General features: G+C 71.9%; 24 protein-coding genes and 1 pseudogene. 9 read left to right on the top strand and 16 right to left on the bottom strand.

All coding sequences use genetic code 11. The features are described from left to right. Positions 1–22: 22 nt before the first annotated feature. The 5 genes from ACVWW9_RS05545 (at position 23) to ACVWW9_RS05525 (ending at position 3,790) form a co-directional block, all read left to right on the top strand. Positions 23–1,039, top strand: a complete 1,017-nt coding sequence (locus ACVWW9_RS05545) for a zinc-binding dehydrogenase (protein WP_456514708.1) — start codon at positions 23–25, stop codon at positions 1,037–1,039. Positions 1,040–1,141: 102 nt separating this feature from the next. Next, positions 1,142–1,855: a WXG100-like domain-containing protein gene (locus ACVWW9_RS05540; protein ID WP_456515405.1), complete on the top strand. Its 714-nt coding sequence runs from the start codon at positions 1,142–1,144 to the stop codon at positions 1,853–1,855. 6 nt (positions 1,856–1,861) lie between these two features. Next, positions 1,862–2,539, top strand: coding sequence for a polymorphic toxin type 15 domain-containing protein (locus ACVWW9_RS05535; protein ID WP_354257384.1), 678 nt, complete (start codon positions 1,862–1,864; stop codon positions 2,537–2,539). A gap of 20 nt (positions 2,540–2,559) precedes the next feature. Beyond that, positions 2,560–3,120 (top strand): GAD-like domain-containing protein, encoded by a 561-nt coding sequence (locus tag ACVWW9_RS05530; protein WP_354257387.1) that lies wholly within the window; start codon positions 2,560–2,562, stop codon positions 3,118–3,120. A gap of 4 nt (positions 3,121–3,124) precedes the next feature. Beyond that, a complete protein-coding gene (locus ACVWW9_RS05525) occupies positions 3,125–3,790 on the top strand; it encodes an immunity protein Imm33 domain-containing protein (RefSeq protein WP_456514707.1) in 666 nt (221 codons plus the stop codon). An 80-nt stretch (positions 3,791–3,870) separates the two neighbouring features. On the opposite strand, the gene ACVWW9_RS05520 is transcribed toward ACVWW9_RS05525, so the two are convergent. The 7 genes from ACVWW9_RS05520 to ACVWW9_RS05490 all read right to left on the bottom strand — a co-directional run bounded on the left by ACVWW9_RS05520 (position 3,871) and on the right by ACVWW9_RS05490 (position 8,983). Continuing rightward, entirely contained in the window at positions 3,871–5,376 is a 1,506-nt protein-coding gene (locus ACVWW9_RS05520) for a catalase (protein WP_456514706.1), read from the bottom strand. 106 nt (positions 5,377–5,482) lie between these two features. Next, positions 5,483–5,902 (bottom strand): Fur family transcriptional regulator, encoded by a 420-nt coding sequence (locus tag ACVWW9_RS05515; RefSeq protein WP_354257395.1) that lies wholly within the window; start codon positions 5,900–5,902, stop codon positions 5,483–5,485. An 89-nt stretch (positions 5,903–5,991) separates the two neighbouring features. Beyond that, a complete protein-coding gene (locus ACVWW9_RS05510) occupies positions 5,992–6,831 on the bottom strand; it encodes a sulfurtransferase (protein WP_456514705.1) in 840 nt (279 codons plus the stop codon). A 38-nt stretch (positions 6,832–6,869) separates the two neighbouring features. Beyond that, entirely contained in the window at positions 6,870–7,397 is a 528-nt protein-coding gene (locus tag ACVWW9_RS05505) for a hypothetical protein (RefSeq protein WP_456514704.1), read from the bottom strand. A 133-nt stretch (positions 7,398–7,530) separates the two neighbouring features. Then, on the bottom strand, positions 7,531–8,115 hold the full coding sequence (locus tag ACVWW9_RS05500) for a hypothetical protein (RefSeq protein WP_456514703.1): 585 nt from the start codon (positions 8,113–8,115) through the stop codon (positions 7,531–7,533). Beyond that, positions 8,112–8,405, bottom strand: coding sequence for an ABC transporter ATP-binding protein (locus tag ACVWW9_RS05495; RefSeq protein ID WP_354257406.1), 294 nt, complete (start codon positions 8,403–8,405; stop codon positions 8,112–8,114). Before ACVWW9_RS05495 ends, ACVWW9_RS05500 begins: the two co-directional genes overlap by 4 nt. Continuing rightward, the gene (locus ACVWW9_RS05490) at positions 8,402–8,983 is read right to left on the bottom strand and encodes a hypothetical protein (RefSeq protein WP_456514702.1); all 582 of its coding nucleotides are present in this window, start codon (positions 8,981–8,983) and stop codon (positions 8,402–8,404) included. Before ACVWW9_RS05490 ends, ACVWW9_RS05495 begins: the two co-directional genes overlap by 4 nt. 70 nt (positions 8,984–9,053) lie before the next feature. On the opposite strand from ACVWW9_RS05490, the gene ACVWW9_RS05485 reads away from it, so the two are divergent. The 3 genes from ACVWW9_RS05485 to ACVWW9_RS05475 all read left to right on the top strand — a co-directional run bounded on the left by ACVWW9_RS05485 (position 9,054) and on the right by ACVWW9_RS05475 (position 11,365). After that, positions 9,054–10,274: an amidohydrolase gene (locus tag ACVWW9_RS05485; RefSeq protein WP_456514701.1), complete on the top strand. Its 1,221-nt coding sequence runs from the start codon at positions 9,054–9,056 to the stop codon at positions 10,272–10,274. A gap of 137 nt (positions 10,275–10,411) precedes the next feature. Beyond that, complete coding sequence (locus tag ACVWW9_RS05480; RefSeq protein ID WP_456514700.1) at positions 10,412–10,990, top strand: NADPH-dependent FMN reductase; 579 nt, start codon at positions 10,412–10,414, stop codon at positions 10,988–10,990. 108 nt (positions 10,991–11,098) lie between these two features. Further along, a complete protein-coding gene (locus ACVWW9_RS05475; protein WP_123696697.1) occupies positions 11,099–11,365 on the top strand; it encodes a YciI family protein in 267 nt (88 codons plus the stop codon). Between the two features lie 34 nt (positions 11,366–11,399). Here ACVWW9_RS05475 and ACVWW9_RS05470 read toward each other — a convergent pair whose 3' ends face one another. Together ACVWW9_RS05470 and ACVWW9_RS05465 are read right to left on the bottom strand one after the other, a co-directional pair. Then, complete coding sequence (locus tag ACVWW9_RS05470; RefSeq protein WP_456514699.1) at positions 11,400–12,308, bottom strand: Fpg/Nei family DNA glycosylase; 909 nt, start codon at positions 12,306–12,308, stop codon at positions 11,400–11,402. A gap of 57 nt (positions 12,309–12,365) precedes the next feature. Then, on the bottom strand, positions 12,366–13,361 hold the full coding sequence (locus ACVWW9_RS05465) for an NYN domain-containing protein (RefSeq protein ID WP_456514698.1): 996 nt from the start codon (positions 13,359–13,361) through the stop codon (positions 12,366–12,368). Positions 13,362–13,486: 125 nt separating this feature from the next. On the opposite strand from ACVWW9_RS05465, the gene ACVWW9_RS05460 reads away from it, so the two are divergent. Then, positions 13,487–13,768, top strand: coding sequence for a Fe-S cluster assembly protein HesB (locus ACVWW9_RS05460; protein ID WP_123696694.1), 282 nt, complete (start codon positions 13,487–13,489; stop codon positions 13,766–13,768). 142 nt (positions 13,769–13,910) lie between these two features. Here the strand turns inward: ACVWW9_RS05460 and dnaB are convergent. The 7 genes and pseudogenes from dnaB to ACVWW9_RS05425 form a co-directional block, all read right to left on the bottom strand. Next, positions 13,911–15,263 (bottom strand): annotated as a pseudogene (dnaB, locus tag ACVWW9_RS05455) (replicative DNA helicase); the annotation flags it as partial. 397 nt (positions 15,264–15,660) lie between these two features. Then, positions 15,661–16,113 carry a 50S ribosomal protein L9 gene (rplI, locus tag ACVWW9_RS05450; RefSeq protein WP_456514697.1) on the bottom strand — a complete coding sequence of 151 codons (453 nt, stop codon included), beginning with the start codon at positions 16,111–16,113 and terminating at the stop codon, positions 15,661–15,663. Between the two features lie 14 nt (positions 16,114–16,127). Then, positions 16,128–16,385: a 30S ribosomal protein S18 gene (gene rpsR / locus ACVWW9_RS05445; RefSeq protein ID WP_354257426.1), complete on the bottom strand. Its 258-nt coding sequence runs from the start codon at positions 16,383–16,385 to the stop codon at positions 16,128–16,130. A gap of 57 nt (positions 16,386–16,442) precedes the next feature. After that, a complete protein-coding gene (locus ACVWW9_RS05440) occupies positions 16,443–16,982 on the bottom strand; it encodes a single-stranded DNA-binding protein (RefSeq protein WP_123696690.1) in 540 nt (179 codons plus the stop codon). Between the two features lie 2 nt (positions 16,983–16,984). Beyond that, positions 16,985–17,422: a 30S ribosomal protein S6 gene (gene rpsF, locus ACVWW9_RS05435; protein ID WP_456514696.1), complete on the bottom strand. Its 438-nt coding sequence runs from the start codon at positions 17,420–17,422 to the stop codon at positions 16,985–16,987. Between the two features lie 118 nt (positions 17,423–17,540). Continuing rightward, complete coding sequence (locus ACVWW9_RS05430) at positions 17,541–18,806, bottom strand: hypothetical protein (protein ID WP_456514695.1); 1,266 nt, start codon at positions 18,804–18,806, stop codon at positions 17,541–17,543. A 43-nt stretch (positions 18,807–18,849) separates the two neighbouring features. Further along, entirely contained in the window at positions 18,850–20,304 is a 1,455-nt protein-coding gene (locus tag ACVWW9_RS05425; RefSeq protein ID WP_456514694.1) for a CCA tRNA nucleotidyltransferase, read from the bottom strand. Positions 20,305–20,354: the final 50 nt, after the last annotated feature.

Below are 20,354 nucleotides of genomic sequence, written 5' to 3'. Positions count from 1 at the left end.
GCGCGCGTGCCAGGCTGGTCGCATGCGAGCGACGATCCTGCACGCCCCCGGCGACATCCGTGTCGAGGAGTGGGCTGACCCGACCATCGAGCAGCCGACCGACGCGATCGTGCGGGTCGTGGCCGGGTGCGTGTGCGGCTCCGACCTGTGGTCGTACCGCGGCGTCAACGAGGTGCTCGAGCCGCGCACGGTCGGCCACGAGGCGATCGGCGTCGTCGAGGCGGTCGGCGCGGGCGTCGGCCGGGTGCGGGTCGGCGACTTCGTCATCGTGCCGTTCGACCACTGCTGCGGTCGCTGCGTGCACTGCCTCGCCGGGCAGACCCAGGGCTGCGCCGAGCTCGCGATGACGGCGAGCGGCCAGGCGGAGCTGACGCGCGTCACGAACGCCGACGCGACCTGCTTCGTGCTCGACGACGCCCCGTCCGCCGACCGCCACGCGGCCGTGCTCGCCCTCAGCGACGTGCTGCCCACCGGCTACCACGCCGCCGTCTCGGCCGGCGTCGGGCCGGGGATGACCGCGGTCGTCGTCGGCGACGGCGCCGTCGGGCTCTGCGGCGTGCTCTCGGCCCGCCGCCTGGGCGCCGAGCGCATCATCGCGCTCTCGCGCAACCCCGAGCGGCAGCGCATCGCCACGGTGTTCGGGGCGACCGACCTCGTGCCGGAGCGGGGCGACGACGCCGTCGAGGTCGTGGGCGAGCTCACCGGCGGCGTCGGCGCGGATGCCGTGCTCGAGTGCGTCGGCACCGAGGAGTCGATGGCGACGGCGTTCGAGGTGGCCCGGCCCGGCGCGACCGTCGGGTACGTCGGCGTCCCGCACGGCGCAGCGGTGCCGTGGCGGTCCGCGTTCCGCGGCAACATCGGCCTGCGCGGCGGCATGGCGCCGGTGGTGCGCTACCTGCCGGAGCTCGTCCCGGCGGTGCTCGCGGGCGACCTCGACGCATCCGCGGTCTTCGACCTCGAGCTGCCGCTCGACCAGGCCGCCGAGGCATACCGGGCGATGGACGAGCGCCGCTCGGTGAAGGCCCTGCTGCGACCCTGACGCCGGTGGCGATGGGCGGACGGGGAGTTCTCCCCATCGCCCTCCCCAGCCGCGGAGCCCTACCGTTGGCACATCGGTAGACGGAGGTGATGTGTCGTGGCGATGAACCTGCCCGGGGAGCTCGTCTGGGTGCTCGACATGCTCGGCTACGACTGGCCGCCGCTCGACGAGGACGAGATGCGGCGAGCCGCCAACATCATCCGCGTGTTCGGCGAGGACGTGCAGGGCACGGTCGAGGTCGCCGACTCGCGGATCAAGGACGACGTCGGCTCCGCCATGAAGGCGCAGGCCGCGCAGTCGTTCGCCGACGCGTGGGACACGAACCGCCAGCAGAACATCCAGAAGCTCGTCGACGTGCTCGACCCCGCCGCCTCCGGCATCGACCTCGCGGCCGACGCCGTGCTGGCGCTGAAGATCAAGGTGATCGCCGAGCTCGTCATCACCGCCGCGCAGATCGCCGCAGCAGCAGCGAGCGCGGTCTTCACCCTGGGCGCGAGCCTCGCGGCCAACGCCGCGATCATCGCGCTGCGCAAGAAGCTGCTCGACGTCGCGACGAACATCGCGATCGACCAGCTCGCGGCGCAGCTGCTCCCGATGATCATCGAGCCGCTCTTCAACCAGGCGGTGCCCGCCGTGATGGCGATGCTCGACTCGCCCATCGTCGAGGGCCAGGTCGGCGACGTCAGCAAGTTCGGCGCCGACCTCGATGCGCTCGACGCAGCCGCCGCCGACCTCGACCGCAACGCGAGCGACCAGGAGAGCCTCGCCGACGACTTCCTCGCGCAGCTCTCCTCCTGCCAGATCTTCACGGGGTGACGACCGATGTCGCAAGCACTCAAGACCCTCACGCGTGAGGCCATCGATGCGCTGCAGGACGTGCTGCCGCGCATCGCCCGCGGCGTCGCCGGCCAGTCGAAGCGCTCGAAGGACAAGATCCGCGAGATGGCCGAGGCCATCCGGGCGAAGGACCTCGAGCTCGCGCGCGGCGTGCGCCGGAGCGACGTCGACAACCCGACCACGATGGACGTCGACATCCGGTCCTTCAACAACCGCCGGTACGACCAGACCGAGTTCAACCGCCAGGTGAACGAGCAGGTCGACGCGCTCCAGGACCTGTCGGTCGCGGACTGGATCCGCAATCGCGGTGACTACCTCGACGGCGGACGCACGAGCGCGTCGCGACGGGCGCAGCAGGAGGCCCGGGAGCGCGCGTTCGACGACCAGGTCGAGACGCTCATGGATGCCGGCGTCGAGTACGAGGACGCCGTGCAGCAGGCGAACGACTGGCTCTCGACCCAGGCTGCGACGCACCGGCTCGACGGCATCGCCGGCGGTGACCTCACCGACATCCCCGGGGTGGGCGACGCGGGCGTCAACTCGTCGCTCGGCTCGCAGTGGCGGCACCGCGTGAGCGCGCTCGACACGGCGGTCGCCGACTTCGTCGCGAACAACCCCGGTGTCGACCTCTCCGAGGTCTTCATGAACATCCGCTTCCGCTAGCTCGTCGATAGGGTCGCTGCATGATCGAGATCCCGGACTTCGTCCCGCACGCTCCCGTGCCCGCCGACCTGATCGACGCGTACCGCGACCGCGTCCCGGAGGACCTGGTCGAGATCTGGGAGCAGTACGGGTTCGGCACGTTCGGCGAGGGATTCGTGCGGGTCATCGACCCGCGCGCGTACGAGGCGGGCATCGGCGACGTCCTCGGCAAGGTCACGGGGCAGCGCATCGCCATCCCGATCATGGTGACCGGGTTCGCCGACGTCATCACCTGGGATCCGGGCGACGGCGTGACGGGCATCAAGTACCGCGTGGAGGACACCACCGGCCTCGGCTCGAAGGTGTCGACGTTCGTGAAGCTCACGGTCGGCGGCGGCGCGAAGCACCTGGAGCGGAAGTTCGACTGGGGGCTCTTCCCGCAGGCCGTGGCGAAGCACGGCGCCCTCGCCTTCGACGAGTCGTTCGTGTTCGTGCCGCTGCTGTCGCTCGGCGGGCCCAAGGACGTCGAGCACCTCCAGCCCCGCAAGACCATCGAGGCGATCCGCACGATGGTGGAGTTCCAGGGCGTCGTCGAGCACTGACGGCATGGGCGAGCGCAGGTTCCTGACCGTCACGCTGCAGCGCGGCCCGGCGCTCGTGACGGTGCGCCGCGAGGTCGACGGCGCGCGCATCGAGGCTCGAGGGGTCGCGGGCGTCCGGACGCGGCTCGAGGCGACGATCGACGCGTTCGCGGCGCAGCGCGGTTCGTGGGCCGACGGCTTCGCGGTCGATGGCCCCTGGTGCGCGCTGACCCTGCGATCCACCGACGACGGCTTCGCGGTGCAGAGCCCCCGGTTCGTCGACGATCCGCACGAGCTCCGCACCGACGACCTGTCGATCGCCCTCACGATCGCCGACGGGTGGGAGCGGGTGCGCCGGAGGGCGGACGTCGAACCGCGCCCTGTGCGCTTCGACGACACGATGCTCGCGGTCAGGGGCTGGGAGCAGCACTCGATGCTCACGATGACGAGGGTCGAGACCGCCGACCCGGGCGACTCGGGCTGGCTCATCGAGCCGCACGAGTCGGAGCCGGGCGCGTGGGACGCCGCTGATCGGGAGCGGCTGCAGGCATGGATGGTCCAGTCGCTGCGCCCCGCCGTCATCCGTGCCGCCGTGCTGCCGCCGGGGCTGGCCGCGGTGGTCCAGGACGATGACATCCGCGTGATCGTGCGCGAGGCCGACCGCGCGGTGCACGCCCACGGCCTGCTCTGACGGCGCCCGGCCCGCCCGGCACGCCCAAGACGCGACACGGCCCGCCCCGGTGGAACCGGAGCGGGCCGCGCGCAGGGGGCCTAGAAGACGGCGGGCGTCCGCACCGGCTCGGACGCGAGCGACGTGCGCGCCTCCGAGATCGGCGTGAGGCCTGCCTCGATGCGCGCGCCGAGCCCGGCGTCCACGCTCTTCCAGTACTGGATGGCGCGCTCGCGGATCTCCGGCACGCGCGTCTTGCCCACGTGGCCGACGATGTTCGCCACGAGGCGCTCGCGCTCCGGGTCGCTCAGCACCTCGCGCACGAGCGTGCCGGCCTGGCCGAAGTCGTCGTCCTCCGGGTGCAGCGTGACGGCCGAGCGCACGAGCTCGCCGTCGCTCTGCCAGCCGCGGTCGTCACCGGCCGCAGCGGGATCCGCCGCCGGTCCGCCGAACGAGTTGGGCGCGTAGACCGGCCGGCTCGGCGAGCGGAAGGTGTGGCGCAGCTGGCCGTCCTTGTCGTACGAGTCCACCTCGGTCGCACGGGCGCGGTTGACGGGCAGCTCGGCGTGGTTCGCGCCGACGCGGTACCGCTGCGCGTCCGCGTAGCTGAAGATGCGTGCCTGCAGCATCTTGTCGGGGCTCGCCGCGATGCCGGGCACGAAGTGCGCGGGGCTGAAGGCCGCCTGCTCGATCTCGGCGAAGTAGTTCTCGGGGTTGCGGTCGAGCGTCATCTGACCGACCTCGATGAGCGGGTAGTCGCCGTGCGGCCACACCTTCGTGAGGTCGAACGGGTTGAAGCGGTACGACACCGCGTCCTCGTAGGGCATGACCTGCACCGAGAGCGTCCACGACGGGAACTCGCCGTCCTCGATCGCGCCGTAGAGGTCGCGGATGTGGTGGTCCGCGTCGCTGCCAGCGAGCTGGTCGGCCTCCGCCTGCGTCAGGAAGTCGTTGCCCTGGTTCGTCTTGAAGTGGTACTTCACCCAGAAGCGCTCGCCCGCGGCGTTGATCCACTGGTAGGTGTGCGAGCCGAAGCCGTCCATGTGCCGCCACGTCTTGGGGAGGCCGCGGTCGCCCATGAGCCACGTCACCTGGTGGGCCGACTCGGGCGAGAGGGTCCAGAAGTCCCACTGCATGTCGTTGTCGCGCAGGTTCGAGCCCGGCAGCCGCTTCTGCGAGTGGATGAAGTCGGGGAACTTGATGCCGTCGCGGATGAAGAAGACGGGGGTGTTGTTGCCGACGAGGTCGTAGTTGCCCTCCGTCGTGTAGAACTTCAGCGAGAAGCCGCGCGGGTCGCGCCACGTGTCGGGGCTGCCCTGCTCGCCGGCCACGGTGGAGAAGCGTGCGAGCATCTCGGTCTCGACGCCCGGCTGGAAGAGCGCGGCCCGGGTGTACTGCGACACGTCGTGCGTCGTGACGAAGCGGCCGTAGGCGCCGCCGCCCTTGGCGTGCACCACCCGCTCCGGCACGCGCTCGCGGTTGAAGTGGGCGAGCTTCTCGACCAGGTAGTGGTCGGTCAGGGCGATCGCGCCGTCGGCGCCGACGCTCTGCGAGTGCGCGTCGCTCGCGATCGGCGTGCCGACGCTGTTCGTGGTGGGAGTCGTCATGCTTCCTCTTCCTGTCATCCTCGGTGTGTCCGCTGGGGGTCTGTGGGCACGGCGCGGCTGCGCCGTGCTCGGCGTTGGGCGGGCGACGCTGCCCGGGTGGTGTCGGTCAGGCGGGGTTCGCGCAGTCGGCGCAGAGCCCCACGAAGGTGACCTCGGCCGCCTGCACCGTGAAGCCGGCCGGCGCATCCGCGTGCATGCACGGCGCCTCGCCCACCACGCAGTCGACGTCGTCGACCCGACCGCAGCTCGCGCAGACCGCGTGGTGGTGGTTGTCGCCGACGCGCCGCTCGTAGCGCGCGGACGACCGCGCGGGCTCGAAGCGGCGCACGAGGCCGGCGGCCGTGAGGTCGCCGAGCACGTTGTGCACCGACTGCACCGACGTGTCGGCGCCAGCGTCGGCGAGCGCGCGGTGCACGTCGTCGGCATCGGCATGCGGCAGCCGGTCCAGCACCTCGAGCACCGCGAGGCGGCCCTGCGTCACGCGCAGGCCGCGTGCTCGCAGCAGCGCTGCATCCGGCTCCGTCATGCCCTCACCGTAGCGCTTATCGTGAACGATTCAAAAGAATCCTCGACGCTGGCGTGTCGACCGGCCGCGCGGCGAGAGCCTCGGCGCGATCAGTCGTCGGTGGTGACGGGGCGGCCGGAGTCGTCGCGGCCCCACTCCGACCAGGAGCCGTCGTAGACGGTCGCCTCCCGGCCGGTGATCGTCGCCGCGAGCGCGAGGACCGCCGCCGTCACGCCGGAGCCGCAGCTCGCGATGATCGGTCGCTCCGCCGCCGCCGATCGGAGGCGCTCCGCCAGCGCCTCGACGGGGAGCATGCGGCCGTCGGGCGCGATCGAGGCGTAGTGCAGCGAGTCCGCGCCCGGCATGTGCCCGGCGCGCACGCCCTCGCGCGGGTCGGGCTCGGCGCCGCTGAACCGGCTCGGCGAGCGGGCGTCGAGCACGGCCGCGTCGCCGCTCGCGAGCGCTGCTGCGGTGAGGTCGGCGTCGACGAAGGCGCTCGCGTCCCACGCGACCGTCAGGTCGCTCGGGCGGCCGAGGCTCGCGAGGACCGGGGCGGTCGGGTGCCCGGCCTCCGTCCAGGCCGGCAGCCCGCCGTCGAGCACGGCGGCATCGACCCCCGCGGCGCGCAGCATCCACCACGCGCGGGCGCTCGAGAAGAGGCCGGCCGCGTCGTAGGCGACGACCCGGTCGCCGGCGCGGATGCCGAGCCCGCGCAGCGCGCGCTCGAAGTCGGCGGGCGCCAGCATGTCGTGCACGCCGACCGGTCCGAGCCCATCCGCCTCGTCGTGCCGCGACATCGCGCCGTCGATGTCGAAGCGCACGGCACCGGGGATGCCGTCGTCGGGCAGCGGGTCGCCGGAGCCGGGCGGCGCCATGCTGGCGTCCACGACGACGAGGTCGTCGTCGTGGAGGTGGTCGGCCAGCCAGTCGACGGTGACGAGATCGCGCATGCCACCATCGTGCCAGCGGGCCCGCGCGCCGCGGCGCGCTACGGCTTCTTCTTGTCCTTCTTCTCGTCGACGATGCCGCCCAGCAGCCCGCCGATCGCGCCGCCCAGCGCCCCGCCTGCCGGTCCCCCGATGATGGCGCCGATGCCCGCGCCGATGCCCGCGAGGCTCGAGCCGTAGCTCACCCTCGCGATCGTCACCGTCGTCGAGCCGTCGTCGCCAGGAGCGACCTCGAACGAGCCGACGCCGGCCGACGCGACGATCAGCGCGACGGGGCTCGCGGTGCCGCTCGCCGCCATCCGGTCGTACATGCCGCGCGACTCGAAGAACGCGCGCTGCGCATCGCCCTTGCCCTCGCCCGCCTCGTAGCCGATCCGGTACAGTTCGAGCAGCGTCCTGGCCTCCTCGCCGGTGATGAGCTCGGCGACCTGCAGCCGATCGAGGATCGCCTCGTGGTCGCTCACCACGTCGCCCTTCGAGGCCTCCATGACCCGCCGCGCCTCCGCTCGGGTGGCATGCATGAGCCCGGCGATGTCGAGACCCACGGTGGCCGGTTGCTCCATCTTCATGATGCGCCTCCTGGTCGAGCCGCTCGCGATGGAGGACCCAGGACGAAGGGCTCAGTCGTTGGATGCGCTCAGTGAAGCACCGGGCATGCGGCCCCACCAGGGGCGAGTCGGGGCGGCGACCCGGCGCCCGTCGTCACTGCTCGTCGGGGAAGGCTGTGATGACCTGTCCGGAGTCGATGCCGACGCCCACCGTCACCATCCACGACCGCTCCACCGAGCCGCCGTCGACGTACTCGACCAGCACGTCGTAGTTCGCGATGTCGTCGCGGTAGGGCTCGACGCGCGTCGGCTGCTCGAGCGCGAGATCGATCGCGAACCACGCGACGTCCTCCCAGCCCGCGCCGACGAGCCCGCCGAGCTCGCCGAAGTCGCCGGTGTGGCCGTCGGCGATGTGCCGCCAGCCCGCGCCGTCGGCATTCCCGCACGTGAGCGTGGCGTCGCCCGCGGCCACGCCGAGCTCGGGTGCCGCCGCGCGGTCGAAGGTCGCGAGCGCATCACGCCCCGCTCGGCCGTCGCAGACCTCGGTGCCGCCGACGTCGTCCGCGATGGGGTCGAGCCACCGGCCCGCGGCCGTGAGGTGCGGGCCCGTCGGCGCGGATGCCTCGCTCGGCCGGGATGCGGTCGGCGCGGGCTCCGCCGACCGGTCGGGCAGCAGCTGGGGCGAGCATCCGGCGAGCGCGGCCACGACGAGCACGCCGAGCAGCGCCCGACGACTCACGGCTCGAAGCCCTCGCGCTTGTCGAGATCGGCCGCGGACCGGCCCTTGGGCTTGATCGCGAGCATGAGCGTCGCGGTGAGCAGCAGCGTGAAGATGAACGCGATGCCGAACGCGACGAGCGCGAGCACGACGTCGCGCACCGACAGGAGCACGACGAGGCCCACGAAGACGCCGGCCACGGCCGCGAAGGCGAGGTACTCGAACGGCTTGAGCTGCTGACGCCGGGTGGGCTGGACGGGGCCGTCGGTGCGGCGGTGATCCTGGCCGTCGGGTCGGTGGTGGTCGGTCATGCCTGGCTCCGCTCGCTCGCTGTGGTGCGCGCCGGGCGTGCGGAGGCCGCCGCGAGCGCGTGGTAGACCCCGACGATGACGGCGTAGGCGCCGAGCAGGCCGGTGAGGGTGACGGCGTCGCGCACGAACAGGAAGACGACGCCGAGCAGGAGGGTGAGGACCGCGACCGCGCGCCAGTCGCGCGCGAGCCGCACGGTGCGCGGCTCGCGCTCGGCGCGCATCCGCCACCAGCCGAGCAGCTCGATCGCGCCGGCGCCGATGCCCCAGGCCGCGACCGTCAGGGCCAGCGTCAGCTCGCTCGCGGCCAGCAGCGCCAGCAGCGCGACGACGGCGAGCAGGGCGCTCCAGATCGCGGCGTGCGCGGGCCAGCGCCCGGCCTCGGCAGGCACGAGGCCGCGGCCGAGCCAGAGGGCCGCCGCGGTGCCCGCGAGCAGCACGACGAGCGCGATGAGCCCGACGAGCGGCGAGTGCAGCTGGATGAACGGCAGCGGCAGGCCCACGGCGAGTGCGGGGACGGCGCGCATCGCAGGGAGGTGCCAGGGGTGCCATCCCTGCGAGGGGCTCGGCGTGGCGGTCACGGCTCTCCTCACAGTTCCCCTCCATGCTACCGCTCGGCCCTCGGCGCCCGCCCCGGCGTAGCCTGACCGCATGACGCTCGAGAGCCACCGCCCCTTCATCGAAGACCTCTACCGCGAGCTCCACGCGAGCCCCGAGCTCTCGAACCGAGAGCACCGCACCGCGGCGCGCATGGCGGAGCTGCTCCGCGAGGCGGGCCTCGAGGTGCACGAGCAGGTGGGCGACTCCACCGGCGTCGTCGGCGTGCTGCGCCGAGGCGACGGACCGACGGTGCTGCTGCGCGCCGACATGGACGGGCTCCCCGTCACCGAGGTCGAGCAGGTGCCGTACCGCTCGAGCGCGACCGACGAGTTCGAGGGCCAGCGCACGGGCGTCATGCACGCGTGCGGGCACGACACCCACATGGCGGCGCTCCAGGGTGCGCTGCGGATCCTGGCGGAGCAGGACGACTGGTCGGGCACGATCCTCGCGGTCTTCCAGCCCGCCGAGGAGATGATGGTGGGTGCGCTCGGCATGCAGCAGGCGCTGCGCGAGCGCTTCCCGGACGGCATCGACGTGGCGCTCGGCCAGCACGTCATGCCGGCGGCCGCCGACGAAGTGCGCAGCGCCGCGGGACCGGTGATGGCTGCGAGCGACCACCTCATCGTCACCGTGCACGGTCGCGGCGGTCATGGCTCACAGCCCGAGAAGACCATCGACCCGATCGTGCTCGCGGCGAGCATGGTGGTGCGGCTGCAGACGATCGTCTCGCGCGAGGTCGCGCCCTCCGACCGCGCCGTCGTCTCGATCGGCACGTTCCACGCCGGTACGAAGCAGAACATCATCCCGGAATCCGCGCGGTTCGAGGTGAACGTGCGGTCGTTCGAGGAGCCGGTGCGGCGGCGCGTGCTCGCCGCGATCGAGCGGATCGTGCAGGGCGAGTGCCAGGTCGCGGGCGCGCCGCCGGCCACGATCGTGCGCGGCGACATCGCGCCGCTGACCGTGAACGACGACGAGGCGGCCGCGACGGTGGGCGCGGCGTTCGACGCCGTCTTCGGCGACCGGCACGCCGTACAGCAGCCGCTGCTCGGCTCCGAGGACTTCAGCTACCTGCCGGAGACGTGGGGCGCGCCCTACGTCTACTGGATGTACGGCGGCTTCGACCCCGAGCTCGTCCGGGTGGCGCGCGAGCGCGGCACCTTCGACATCGACGTGCCCTCGAACCACTCCCCCGACTTCATCCCCGTGCTGCAGCCCACGCTCGACACCGCGACGACGGCGATGGTGACGGCCGCGCGCGCGTTCCTCGCCTGACCCGCGGTCGCGGGCGCGCCCGCATGACACGCGCTGCTGTCGCTGACGCCGACGGGAATATCTGACATCAGACGGGACGTTGGACCCGGCGGCGCCGCAGGTGTGCGCCACGACTCTCTACGTCCTCGAGGAGCATCATGTCTGCACGTCCCCAGATCGGCATCATCGTCGGCAGCACCCGTCCCGTCCGCGTCGGCCGCCCGGTCGCCGACGAGATCGCGACGCTGATCGAGACCGCCGGTGGCGACGTCGTCATGCTCGACCTCGCCGAGATCCGCCTGCCGCTGCTCGACGAGGCGCTGCCGCCCGCCTCCGGCGTGCGCACCCAGCCGCACTCGCTCGCGTGGGCCGAGCAGATCGCCGCCCTCGACGGCGTCGTCTTCGTCACCCCCGACTACAACAGCGGCTACCCGGCAGCGCTCAAGAACGCGATCGACTACCTGAAGGCGGAGTGGAGCGCGCTCCCCGCCGTCGTCGTCTCCTACGGCTGGTCGGGCGGCGCCTCGGCGGCGGCGCAGCTCAGCGCCGTGCTGCGCTACATCGGCCTCGACCTGCAGGGCGAGGGCGTGCAGATGGCGTTCCAGCCGACCGACTTCGACGCGGCGATGCGCATGACGGACGCTGCCGCGTTCGTCGGCCGCTCGGCCGAGCAGCTCCGCGCCGCCGTCGAGCAGCTCGTCGAGGTCTCGGCGCAGGCGGAGCGCGCCGCGGCCTGATCCGGTGCACGGGCGGATGCGCGGCCGGCTGTCGGATCCGCCCGTCGCTGCATCCAGCCGCATCGCCGCGTCGCCCGCCGCGGCCGCAGGTGTGCCTAGGCTGGGGACATGATCGCCGTCATCCTCTCGTTCTCCGACGACCCCGCCCGCCTCGAGCTGCGCCCGCGCCACCGCGAGCTGCTCGGCGAGATGCACGAGCAGGGGCTGCTCGTCGCCGCCGGCCCCTTCGCCGACCAGTCGGGAGCGCTGCTGCTGTTCGCGACGGACGACGTCGCCGAGGTGAAGACGGCACTGGCCAGAGACCCGTACTATGGCGCGCCGGGCGTGCAGATCGTCACGATCCAGCCCTGGAGCGTGGTGACCGGCTCGGTCTGAACCCTCCCGCGGGCGCCAGCGGCAGGCTGCGCGCTCAGCGACGCACGCCCAGCCGCGAGAGCACCCGATCGGCGAGTGGCTTCCCGCCGGTCTGGCAGGTCGCGCAGTACTCGAAGGTGCTGTCGGCGTAGATCACCTGCCGCACGGTGTCGCCGCACACCGGGCACGCCTCGCCCTTCCGGCCGTGCACGCGCATGCCCTGCCGCTTCTCGCTCTTGAGCGAGGATGCCGTGACGCCGTGCGCGCGCTCGACCGCGTCGCCCAGCACCTGCTGCAGCGAGGCGTACAGCCGGTGCACGTCGTCGGGCGGCATCGACGCCGGATGGAAGGGCGACATCCGCGCCGCGTGCAGGATCTCGTCGGAGTAGGCGTTGCCGATGCCGGCGATGCGCTGCTGATCCCGCAGCACGCCCTTGATCTGCGCGCGGCCCGCGTGCGCGAGGATCTGCGCGAACCGCTCCTCGCTGAACGACGCGTCGAGCGGCTCGGGGCCGAGCGTCGCGATGCTGAGCACCTGGTCGGGATGCGCCACGACGTGGATCGCGAGCCGCTTCTGCGTCGCCTGCTCGGTGACGTCGAAGCCGTCGCCGCCGACCCCGTCGTCGCCCTCCGGTCGCTCGAGCACGACGCGCGCGGCGAGCGGTCCCCGACCGCGCCCGGTCGTCGGCTTCGGCGCCTCCGCGCGCCACCGGATCCACCCCGACCGGGCGAGGTGCAGCACGAGGTGCAGGCGACGCGGCTCCTCGTCGCGCTCGACGTCGATCACGAGGTGCTTGCCGCGCCGGCCGGTGCCGGTGATCACCGCGTGCTCGAGCGCGTCGACCGGCGGGTCGAACGTCTTGAGCGCGGCGACCTCGGCGATCTCGACGCGCCGGATCGTGCGGCCGATCAGGCGCTCGCTCAGATCGGCCGCCAGCGCCTCCACCTCTGGCAGCTCCGGCATGCCGTCATCCTGCCGGATGGCGCCGACATCCGCACGCGGCGGGCGACGAGTGGCGCGTCAGTCGCCCTTGAGGCGCAGCAGGCGAGCCTGGCCCTCTTCGCGCATGTCGACGATCTCGCCGCGCGCGGTGACGAAGTCGGTGAACGATCGGTGACCGAGCGACTTCTCGTTGAACACCGGGTCCATCCGCTTCATCTGCTCCTTGACGACGTTCGCGTGCAGCCACTCGTCGTCGTTCTTCTGGTGCAGGATGCGCATCGCCCGCTCGAGCAGGCCGATCGCGGCGTCGCCGCGCTGCGCGGTGGTCATGGCGACCTCGTCGGTCTCGGCCGCGACCGAGGCGCTCGACGCGCGCCGGCTGCGGCGACCCCGCGTGGGCTGCTGCTGGGCGGCCACCACCTCGGCCTCCGCGACGATCGCCTCGGCCTCGGCGGAGGTGGGCTCGGGGGCGTCGGGCTCGGGCTCGGGCTCGTCGATCTGCACGGGCTCGATGCCGGGCAGCGCGTCGTAGTCGGCGAACTCGTCGCACGCGGCCGCGAGCGACTTGGAGGTGCTGCCGGCCACGCCGATGCCCACCATGAAGCGACCGAGGCGCTTCGTGCGCTGCGCGAGGGCGATGTAGTCGCTGTCACCGGCGACCACGACGACGTGCGTGATGTTGTCGAGCCGGAACAGGTCCTCGACCACGTCGATCGAGAGGCGGATGTCGGCGCCGTTCTTGAGCGACCGCGTGGTCGGGAACATCTGCACGAGGTCGACGGCGCGCGCGAGCAGCTGGTCGCGGTACGCGGCGTGGGCGGGCACCGACCAGTCGGCGTACGCACGGCTCAGCACGATCGAGCCGTAGCTCGAGGCGTAGTCGATGATGGCGCCGAGGTCGACGGTCGCCTGCGAGAAGCGGGTGCGTGCCTTCGACTCGCGGCCGTCGGTCGTGAGCGTGCGGACCTTGTCCGCGTGGAAGGCGCCCCGACCGTGGATCTGGTCGTAGCGAGAGATGAGGATGTTGTCGAAGTCGATGTAGACGGCGACACGCGCCTCGGAGTCGGTGGGCATGCAGCCAGTCTGGCAGGGTCCTGCGCGGACGCCTCCCCCGCGCCGACACGCCCGGCGTCGACTGCCGCTTGCATCGGCGGCCGATCCTCGGCATCGTGGCCGGCTCGCCAACGGAAGGAGCAGCCATGCTCACCCTGACCGAGAACGCCCAGACCATCATCACCGGCATCGTCGACGGCGCGCAGGCGCCCCAGACGGGCGGCCTGAGGATCGCGCAGGACGCCGAGGGCGCCGGGCTCAACGTCACCGTCGCCGAGCTGCCGGAGGCAGACGACCAGGTCGTCGAGTCCGCCGGCGCGAAGGTCTTCCTCGACCCGTCGGCCGTCGTCGCGCTCGACGACAAGGTGCTGGACGCATCCGCGACCCCCGACGGTCGCGTCGACTTCGCGATCGGCCAGCAGGGCTGACGCAGCGCACGAGGAAGGGCCCCGGTCGCATCGACCGGGGCCCTTCGTCGTGTCAGCCCTCGACGGGCGGCGGCGCGCCGTAGGGCGTGCCGCCGAACGGCGTGCCGCCGGGCGGCATACCAGGTCCGCCGTCGCCACCCATGCCGGGCGCGATGTCGACGAACCGCGCGAGGTGGCCGTGGAACGCGACCGGGATGGTCTTCGTGGGGCCGCCGCGGTGCTTGGCCACGATGATGTCGGCCTCGCCCGGGCGGATGTCGCGGTCGTACGCGTCCTCGCGGTGCAGCAGCATCACGATGTCGGCGTCCTGCTCGATCGAGCCCGACTCGCGGAGGTCGCTGATCGCGGGCTTCTTGTCGCCGCGCTGCTCCGGGCCACGGTTGAGCTGCGAGAGCGCGATGACCGGCACCTGCAGCTCCTTCGCCAGCAGCTTGAGCGAGCGGGAGAACTCGGAGACCTCCTGCTGGCGCGACTCGACCTTCTTGCCGCTCGTCATGAGCTGCAGGTAGTCGACGACGACCATCTTGAGGCCGGCCTGCTGCTTGAGCCGCCGGCACTTCGCGCGGATCTCGACGAGCGTGAGGTTCGGGCTGTCGTCGATGTAGAGCGGCGCGTCGTTGATGCGCCCGCGCACCTGCGCGAGCGTCGTCCAGTCACGGCCCTCGATCGCACCCTTGCGCAGCTTCTGCAGCAGGATGCTCGACTCGGCCGAGAGCAGCTTCATGGCGATCTCGGTGCGCCCCATCTCGAGCGAGAAGAAGACCGACGGCATGTCGTTCTTGATCGAGCACGACCGCACGAGGTCCATCGCGAGCGTCGACTTGCCGAGGCCCGGTCGGGCGGCAACGACGATCAGCTGGCCCGGGTGCAGGCCGTTCGTGAGCTCGTCGAGCTCGCGGAAGCCGGTCGGCACGCCCGTCATCACGCCGTCGAGGCCCTTGGCGGCCTCGATCTCCTCGATCGCCGACTCGACGGCGAGGCTGAGCGGCACGTAGTCCTCGGACTGGTCCTCGCCCATCACGGAGTAGATCTCGGCCTGCGCGTGGTTGACGAGGTCGGTGACCTCGCCCTCCGAGGCGTAGCCCATCTGCACGATGCGGGTGCCCGCCTCGACGAGCCGCCGCAGCACCGCCTTCTCGGCGACGATCTCGGCGTAGTAGCCGGCGTTCGCCGCGGTCGGCACCATCGACGTCAGCGAGTGCAGGTACTGCACGCCGCCGGCGCGCGAGAGCATCGCGGTCTTGGTCAGCTCGTCGGCCACCGTGATGACGTCGGTCGGCTCGCCGCGCGAGTAGAGGGACAAGATCGCCTCGTAGACGATCTCGTGCTTCGGCTGGTAGAAGTCGTTGCCCCGGACCGTCTCGAGGCAGTCGGCGACCGCGTCCTTCGACAGCAGCATGCCGCCGATCGCGGACTGCTCGGCGAGCATGTCGTGCGGCGGGGTGCGCTCGCTGTAGCGGCTCTCGTCGAGGCCGATCTCTGCAAGGTCCGTCATGCCCATCCCCCCTGTGCGCCAGATGATGGCGCAGGCCGCCCACACCGATCGATCGAGGGAGCCTCGCACAGGCTAGGAGCGCTGAGCCGCCCCGTCGAATCGGGCTTGTGGAGAGCGCTGTGGAGAGCTGTGGACAGCTCCACGAAACGCCGAGCGCTCAGCCCCGCTTCATCCCCAAGCCTGTGCACAGATCTGTGGATTCGAACTGCGGATAAGTGAGGAAACGCGCTCTGACCGGGCATTTCCCTTTCCACATCCGGTGTGTGGAATGTGGTGTCAAGTGCACGTTGAAGGTTGTGCGACCGGGCCATCGATGGTCCGCCCAGGCGCGCGCGAGGGCAAGCGGAAGGGCCCGCATCCACAGGGGATGCGGGCCCGACAGCGGTGACGGGGAACGTCACTTCGCGGCGACCACCTTGAGGGTGATCGTGGCGACGATGTCGTCGCGGAGGCGAGCCGTCGCCTGGTGGTCGCCCACCGAGCGGATCGGCGTCGGGATCTCGATGACGCGCTTGTCGACGGAGCCATGACCGGCGGCCTGGACGGCGTCGGCGATGTCCTTCGTCTGGATGGAGCCGAAGAGACGGCCCTCGGTGCCGGCCTTGGCGGTCAGCGTGACGGGGTTCGCCTCGAGCCGGGCGCGCAGGTCCTGCGCCTCCTCGATCGTGGCGTGCTCGCGTGCGACGCGGGCTGCCTTGATCTGCTCGACCTGCTTCTCGCCACCGCGCGTCCACATGACCGCGAGGCCCTGCGGGACGAGGTAGTTGCGAGCGAAGCCGGTCTTGACGTCGACGACGTCACCAGCGGAGCCGAGGCCGGAGACCTCGTTCGTGAGGATGAGCTTTGCCATGTTCCTCAGCCCCCTCAGCGTCCGGCGCCGGAGTAGGGCAGGAGCGCCATCTCGCGCGCGTTCTTGATCGCCTTGGCGATCAGGCGCTGCTCCTGCACCGAAACGCCGGTGATGCGACGGGCACGGATCTTGCCGCGCTCGGAGATGAACTTCTTCAGCGTCGCGACGTCCTTCCAGTCGACGACGCCGACCTTGATCGCCTTCGCCGGAGCGAGCGGCTTTCCGCCCTTCGGGCCCCGCGGCTTGCGGTTGTTCTGCGGCTTGCCAGCCATGTGTCCTTCTTTCGTGCTCGGGACTGCCGTCCCGTGAGTGCTTGGTGCCGAGAAGCCTTAGAAGGGCGTCTCGTCGTTGTACGAGGTGCCGGGCGCGCCCCAGACGTCGCCGCCCGATGCGGGCTGCGCCTGCTGCTGAGCGGGCTGACCCCACGGCTCGTCCGCGACCTGCTGCGGCTGACCGAAGTTGCCGCCGCCGCCCTGGCCGCCGGAGCTGCGGCCTGCGCCGCCGCCCTGCGCGCGGGTGACCTGCGCGGTCGCGTAGCGGAGCGAGGGGCCGATCTCGTCGACCTCGAGCTCGATGACCGTGCGCTTCTCGCCCTGCTGCGTCTCGAAGGAGCGCTGCTTCAGGCGACCCTGCGCGATGACGCGCGAGCCCTTCGTCAGGCTCTGCGACACGTGCTCGGCGAACTCGCGCCAAACCGACGCGCGGAGGAACAGCGCTTCGCCGTCCTTCCACTCGTTCGCCTGGCGGTCGAAGGTGCGGGGGGTCGACGCGATCGTGAAGTTCGCGACCGCGAGCCCGTTCTGCGTGTAGCGCAGCTCCGGGTCAGCCGTCAGGTTGCCGACCACCGTGATGATCGTCTCGCCCGCCATGGCTACTTGGCCTCGACCTCTGCGGGAGCCTCGGTGGCTGCAGGGGCTGCGGGGGTCGCGTCGACGGGGGCCGCGGGGGCCTTGTCGGCCTTGGCTGCGGCCTTGGCTGCCTTCGCGTCGTAGTGGCGCTTCGAGTCACCGGTCTGCGAGACGGCGGTCTCGGCACGCAGCACCTTGGTGCGCATGACGGCCTCCGACAGGCCGAGCTGGCGGTCGAGCTCGTCGGTCGTGGCGGACTCGGCCGAGAAGTTGACGACGGCGTAGATGCCCTCGGTCTTCTTGTCGATCTCGTATGCCAGGCGACGACGGCCCCAGATGTCGATCTTCTCGATGGTGCCGCCATCGTTGCGGATGACGTTGAGGAACTTGTCGAGCGACGGAGCGACGGAGCGCTCGTCCACCTCCGGGTCGAGAATCACCATGAGTTCGTACTGCTGCATGCTTCACCCACCTCCTTCGGACTAGAACGGCTGCAGACGATCTGCAGCAGGAGGGTATGCATGTGCGGGATCAGAGTCCGCGCAACCTGTCGATCCTACCCCACCGGCCACTCCGCCGCTAGCGCGGCTGCTCGCCCGTTGCAGCCCGCCGCAGCACCAGCAGCCCCTTCGCCAGGATGCCGACGCCGTTGAGCGAGAGCGCGATGACGAGCGCGATCCTCCACCACGGGGCGTCCTCAGTCATGGCCATGCGCCCGAGCGTCAGCGCGGCGAGCACGAGCATCACCACGCCGGCGACGATCGAGAGTCGGGGGCGGCGCCACCACCAACGCTCCCAGCGCGACCACCCACTGTCGCCCGTCGGCTCGACCCCGACCGCGAGGGCGACGGCGTCCAGGAGTGTCGCGCCGGCACCGCGCGGCACGTACGCGGTCGCGCCCGGCTGGAGCGCGGCGTCCTCGTCGTGCGCGAGCACTGCCATGACCGGTGGTCCATCGATCGCAGCCACGATCGTCGCAGGATCGGCGCGCACGGAGGACGGGATCGACCGCAACGCCTCGACCGTCGCCAAATCCCACCCGAGGGCGGCCACGAGCGCCGCATCCGGGATCTCCATCGGGCCGTCGTCGTCGTAGAGCGCTCGCTGGGCAGCCAGCACCTGCGGATGGGCAGTCTCGGGCTGGATGACGACGGGACCGTCGGCCCACCCAGCGCTCCATGCCACGTCCGGCCCGAGCACTCGCGATCGCGTCGCCACGAAGAGGGCGACGCTCGAAGGATCGACGATCATCGACACGACCGGGAGCGCGGCCCTCCACCACATCGGGAGCACCGGGGCATCGAAGACGATGATGGAGCGATCGCCGGCCGGCACGACGACGGTCCTCGCACTCGCGCTCTGCGCCAGCTCGGGGAGCCTCGGCAGCACGGCCTCGGCCGCGAGGTGGACGAGCGCGAGCGTTCGTCCCTGAGGACGCTCGGAGGCCCGCGCCTCCGCTGCGATCGCGGGATCGAACCCCGGCAGGTCGACCACGATCTCGCCGTGCTCCTCCGCGGTCGGCGGCAGGGCGGGTCGCGGACCCGTGAGCATCTGGACATCGATGAGCACCGCAGCGTCGAGTGCTCGCGAGACCCGGGCTGCGACCACGTCGAGCGCGAGGCCGGGCCCCAGCCCATCCGGTGTCGCCCGCGCGGCACGCCCGGCGTCGTCGACGACCAGCAGGCACGTCACCTCGCCCATCGCCTCGAACGGGCGGAGCACGCCCACCAGGCGGTCCTCGTGCAGGAGGGCTCGCAGTCGCTTCAGGAGGTCGGGGCGCCGCTCGCGCTCCATGACCATCAGCTCGACGATGGCCGGCTCCACGCCGGTCTCCTGCTCCTCCACGCGCCGAGCCTATGCGCGCCCGCGATCGCAGCCCGCAGCGCGTTCAGTCGGAGCGCGCGGCCCACCAGTCGCGGAGGACCTGCTCCGCGCGCTCGGCGCCCAGCGGGCCGTGCTCGAGGCGCTGCTCGAGCAGCATCCGGTACGCCTCCCCGACCTCGCGGCCGGGCCGGATGCCGAGGATCGCCATGATCTGCTCGCCGTCGAGGTCAGGACGCACCGCGTCCATCTCCTCCTGCTCGCGCAGCTCGGCGATCCGGTGCTCGAGGTCGTCGTACGCGAAGTCGAGCCGCTCCGCCTTCCGGCGGTTGCGCGTGGTGACGTCGGAGCGCGTGAGGATGTGCAGCCGCTCGAGCAGCGGTCCGGCGTCGCGCACGTAGCGGCGCACCGCGGAGTCGGTCCACGCCTGCTCGCCGTAGCCGTAGAAGCGCAGGTGCAGCTCGACGAGCCGCGCGACCGCCTTCACGGTGTCGTTGTCGAAGCGCAGCGCCTTCAGCCGCTGCTTCGCCATCCGCGCGCCGACGAGGTCGTGCTGGTGGAACGTGACGACCCGCCCCTCGATGCGTCGCGTGGCCGGTTTGCCGATGTCGTGCAGCAGGCCGGCGAGCCGCGACACGAGGTCGGGCGGCGCATCCGGGTTGCGCGATGCCTCGAGGTCGATGCCCTGCTGCAGCACGGTGAGCGAGTGCTCGAACACGTCCTTGTGGTGCGCGTGCTCGTCGGCCTCGAGCCGCAGCGCCGGCACCTCCGGCAGCACGATGTCGAGGATGCCCGCGTCGGTCAGCAGCCGCAGCCCCGGCACCGGGGTGCTCGTCAGCAGCAGCTTCGAGAGCTCGTCGCGCACCCGCTCCGCCGACATGTCGCGGATCCGCTCGGCGAGCGCGGCCATCGCCTCGAGCGCCCGGGGCGCGACCTCGAAGCCGAGCTGCGCGGCGAAGCGCGCGGCGCGCATCATGCGCAGCGGGTCGTCGTCGAACGAGCGCTCGGGCGCCATCGGGGTGTCGAGCACGCCCTGCAGCAGGTGCTCGAGCCCGCCGCCGACATCGATGAGCTGCGGCACCGTCGTCTCGCTGCCGTCGCGCCGGGGCGTGAGCATGAGCGCCATCGCGTTGACGGTGAAGTCGCGACGCTCGAGGTCGTCCTCGAGCGAGTCGCCGAAGGCGACGGATGGCTTGCGGGAGACGCCGTCGTACGTGTCGGCCCGGTAGGTCGTGATCTCGACGTCGGCGCCGCCGATGCGCGCGGCGATCGTGCCGAACTCGCGCCCCACATCCCAGGTCGCGTCGGCGAGCGGGGCGACGAGCGCGTGGATCTCGTCGGGCGTCGCGCTCGAGGCGAAGTCGAGGTCGGTGACCGGCCGGTCGAGGAAGGCGTCGCGCACCGGGCCGCCGACGAGCGCGAGCTCGTGCCCGGCACCGGCGAAGGCCTCGGCCAGCTGCGCGGTCGGCGCGGATGCGACGAGGGCGTGCAGTCGCGCGGTCGCCTCAGCCATGTCGGTCACGAGACACCATTCTGGCAGGGCCGGTCGCCGTCGCCCGCGCGGCTGCGCGG

This window comes from Agrococcus sp. UYP33 (assembly GCF_054060915.1).
This window is presented reverse-complemented; position numbering and strand designations above follow the sequence as displayed.

Bases quoted from the DNA above. Each gene is read 5' to 3' on its own strand.
- ACVWW9_RS05520 (WP_456514706.1), bottom strand. From the start codon at position 5,376: ATGACGACTCCCACCACGAACAGCGTCGGCACGCCGATCGCGAGCGAC.
- ACVWW9_RS05540 (WP_456515405.1), top strand. From the start codon at position 1,142: ATGAACCTGCCCGGGGAGCTCGTCTGGGTGCTCGACATGCTCGGCTAC.
- ACVWW9_RS05515 (WP_354257395.1), bottom strand. From the start codon at position 5,902: ATGACGGAGCCGGATGCAGCGCTGCTGCGAGCACGCGGCCTGCGCGTG.
- ACVWW9_RS05485 (WP_456514701.1), top strand. From the start codon at position 9,054: ATGACGCTCGAGAGCCACCGCCCCTTCATCGAAGACCTCTACCGCGAG.
- ACVWW9_RS05460 (WP_123696694.1), top strand. From the start codon at position 13,487: ATGCTCACCCTGACCGAGAACGCCCAGACCATCATCACCGGCATCGTC.
- rpsF (WP_456514696.1), bottom strand. From the start codon at position 17,422: ATGCAGCAGTACGAACTCATGGTGATTCTCGACCCGGAGGTGGACGAG.
- ACVWW9_RS05545 (WP_456514708.1), top strand. From the start codon at position 23: ATGCGAGCGACGATCCTGCACGCCCCCGGCGACATCCGTGTCGAGGAG.
- rpsR (WP_354257426.1), bottom strand. From the start codon at position 16,385: ATGGCTGGCAAGCCGCAGAACAACCGCAAGCCGCGGGGCCCGAAGGGC.
- ACVWW9_RS05495 (WP_354257406.1), bottom strand. From the start codon at position 8,405: ATGACCGACCACCACCGACCCGACGGCCAGGATCACCGCCGCACCGAC.
- rplI (WP_456514697.1), bottom strand. From the start codon at position 16,113: ATGGCAAAGCTCATCCTCACGAACGAGGTCTCCGGCCTCGGCTCCGCT.
- ACVWW9_RS05505 (WP_456514704.1), bottom strand. From the start codon at position 7,397: ATGAAGATGGAGCAACCGGCCACCGTGGGTCTCGACATCGCCGGGCTC.
- ACVWW9_RS05475 (WP_123696697.1), top strand. From the start codon at position 11,099: ATGATCGCCGTCATCCTCTCGTTCTCCGACGACCCCGCCCGCCTCGAG.
- ACVWW9_RS05480 (WP_456514700.1), top strand. From the start codon at position 10,412: ATGTCTGCACGTCCCCAGATCGGCATCATCGTCGGCAGCACCCGTCCC.
- ACVWW9_RS05525 (WP_456514707.1), top strand. From the start codon at position 3,125: ATGGGCGAGCGCAGGTTCCTGACCGTCACGCTGCAGCGCGGCCCGGCG.
- ACVWW9_RS05510 (WP_456514705.1), bottom strand. From the start codon at position 6,831: ATGCGCGATCTCGTCACCGTCGACTGGCTGGCCGACCACCTCCACGAC.
- ACVWW9_RS05530 (WP_354257387.1), top strand. From the start codon at position 2,560: ATGATCGAGATCCCGGACTTCGTCCCGCACGCTCCCGTGCCCGCCGAC.
- ACVWW9_RS05535 (WP_354257384.1), top strand. From the start codon at position 1,862: ATGTCGCAAGCACTCAAGACCCTCACGCGTGAGGCCATCGATGCGCTG.
- ACVWW9_RS05440 (WP_123696690.1), bottom strand. From the start codon at position 16,982: ATGGCGGGCGAGACGATCATCACGGTGGTCGGCAACCTGACGGCTGAC.
- ACVWW9_RS05465 (WP_456514698.1), bottom strand. From the start codon at position 13,361: ATGCCCACCGACTCCGAGGCGCGTGTCGCCGTCTACATCGACTTCGAC.
- ACVWW9_RS05470 (WP_456514699.1), bottom strand. From the start codon at position 12,308: ATGCCGGAGCTGCCAGAGGTGGAGGCGCTGGCGGCCGATCTGAGCGAG.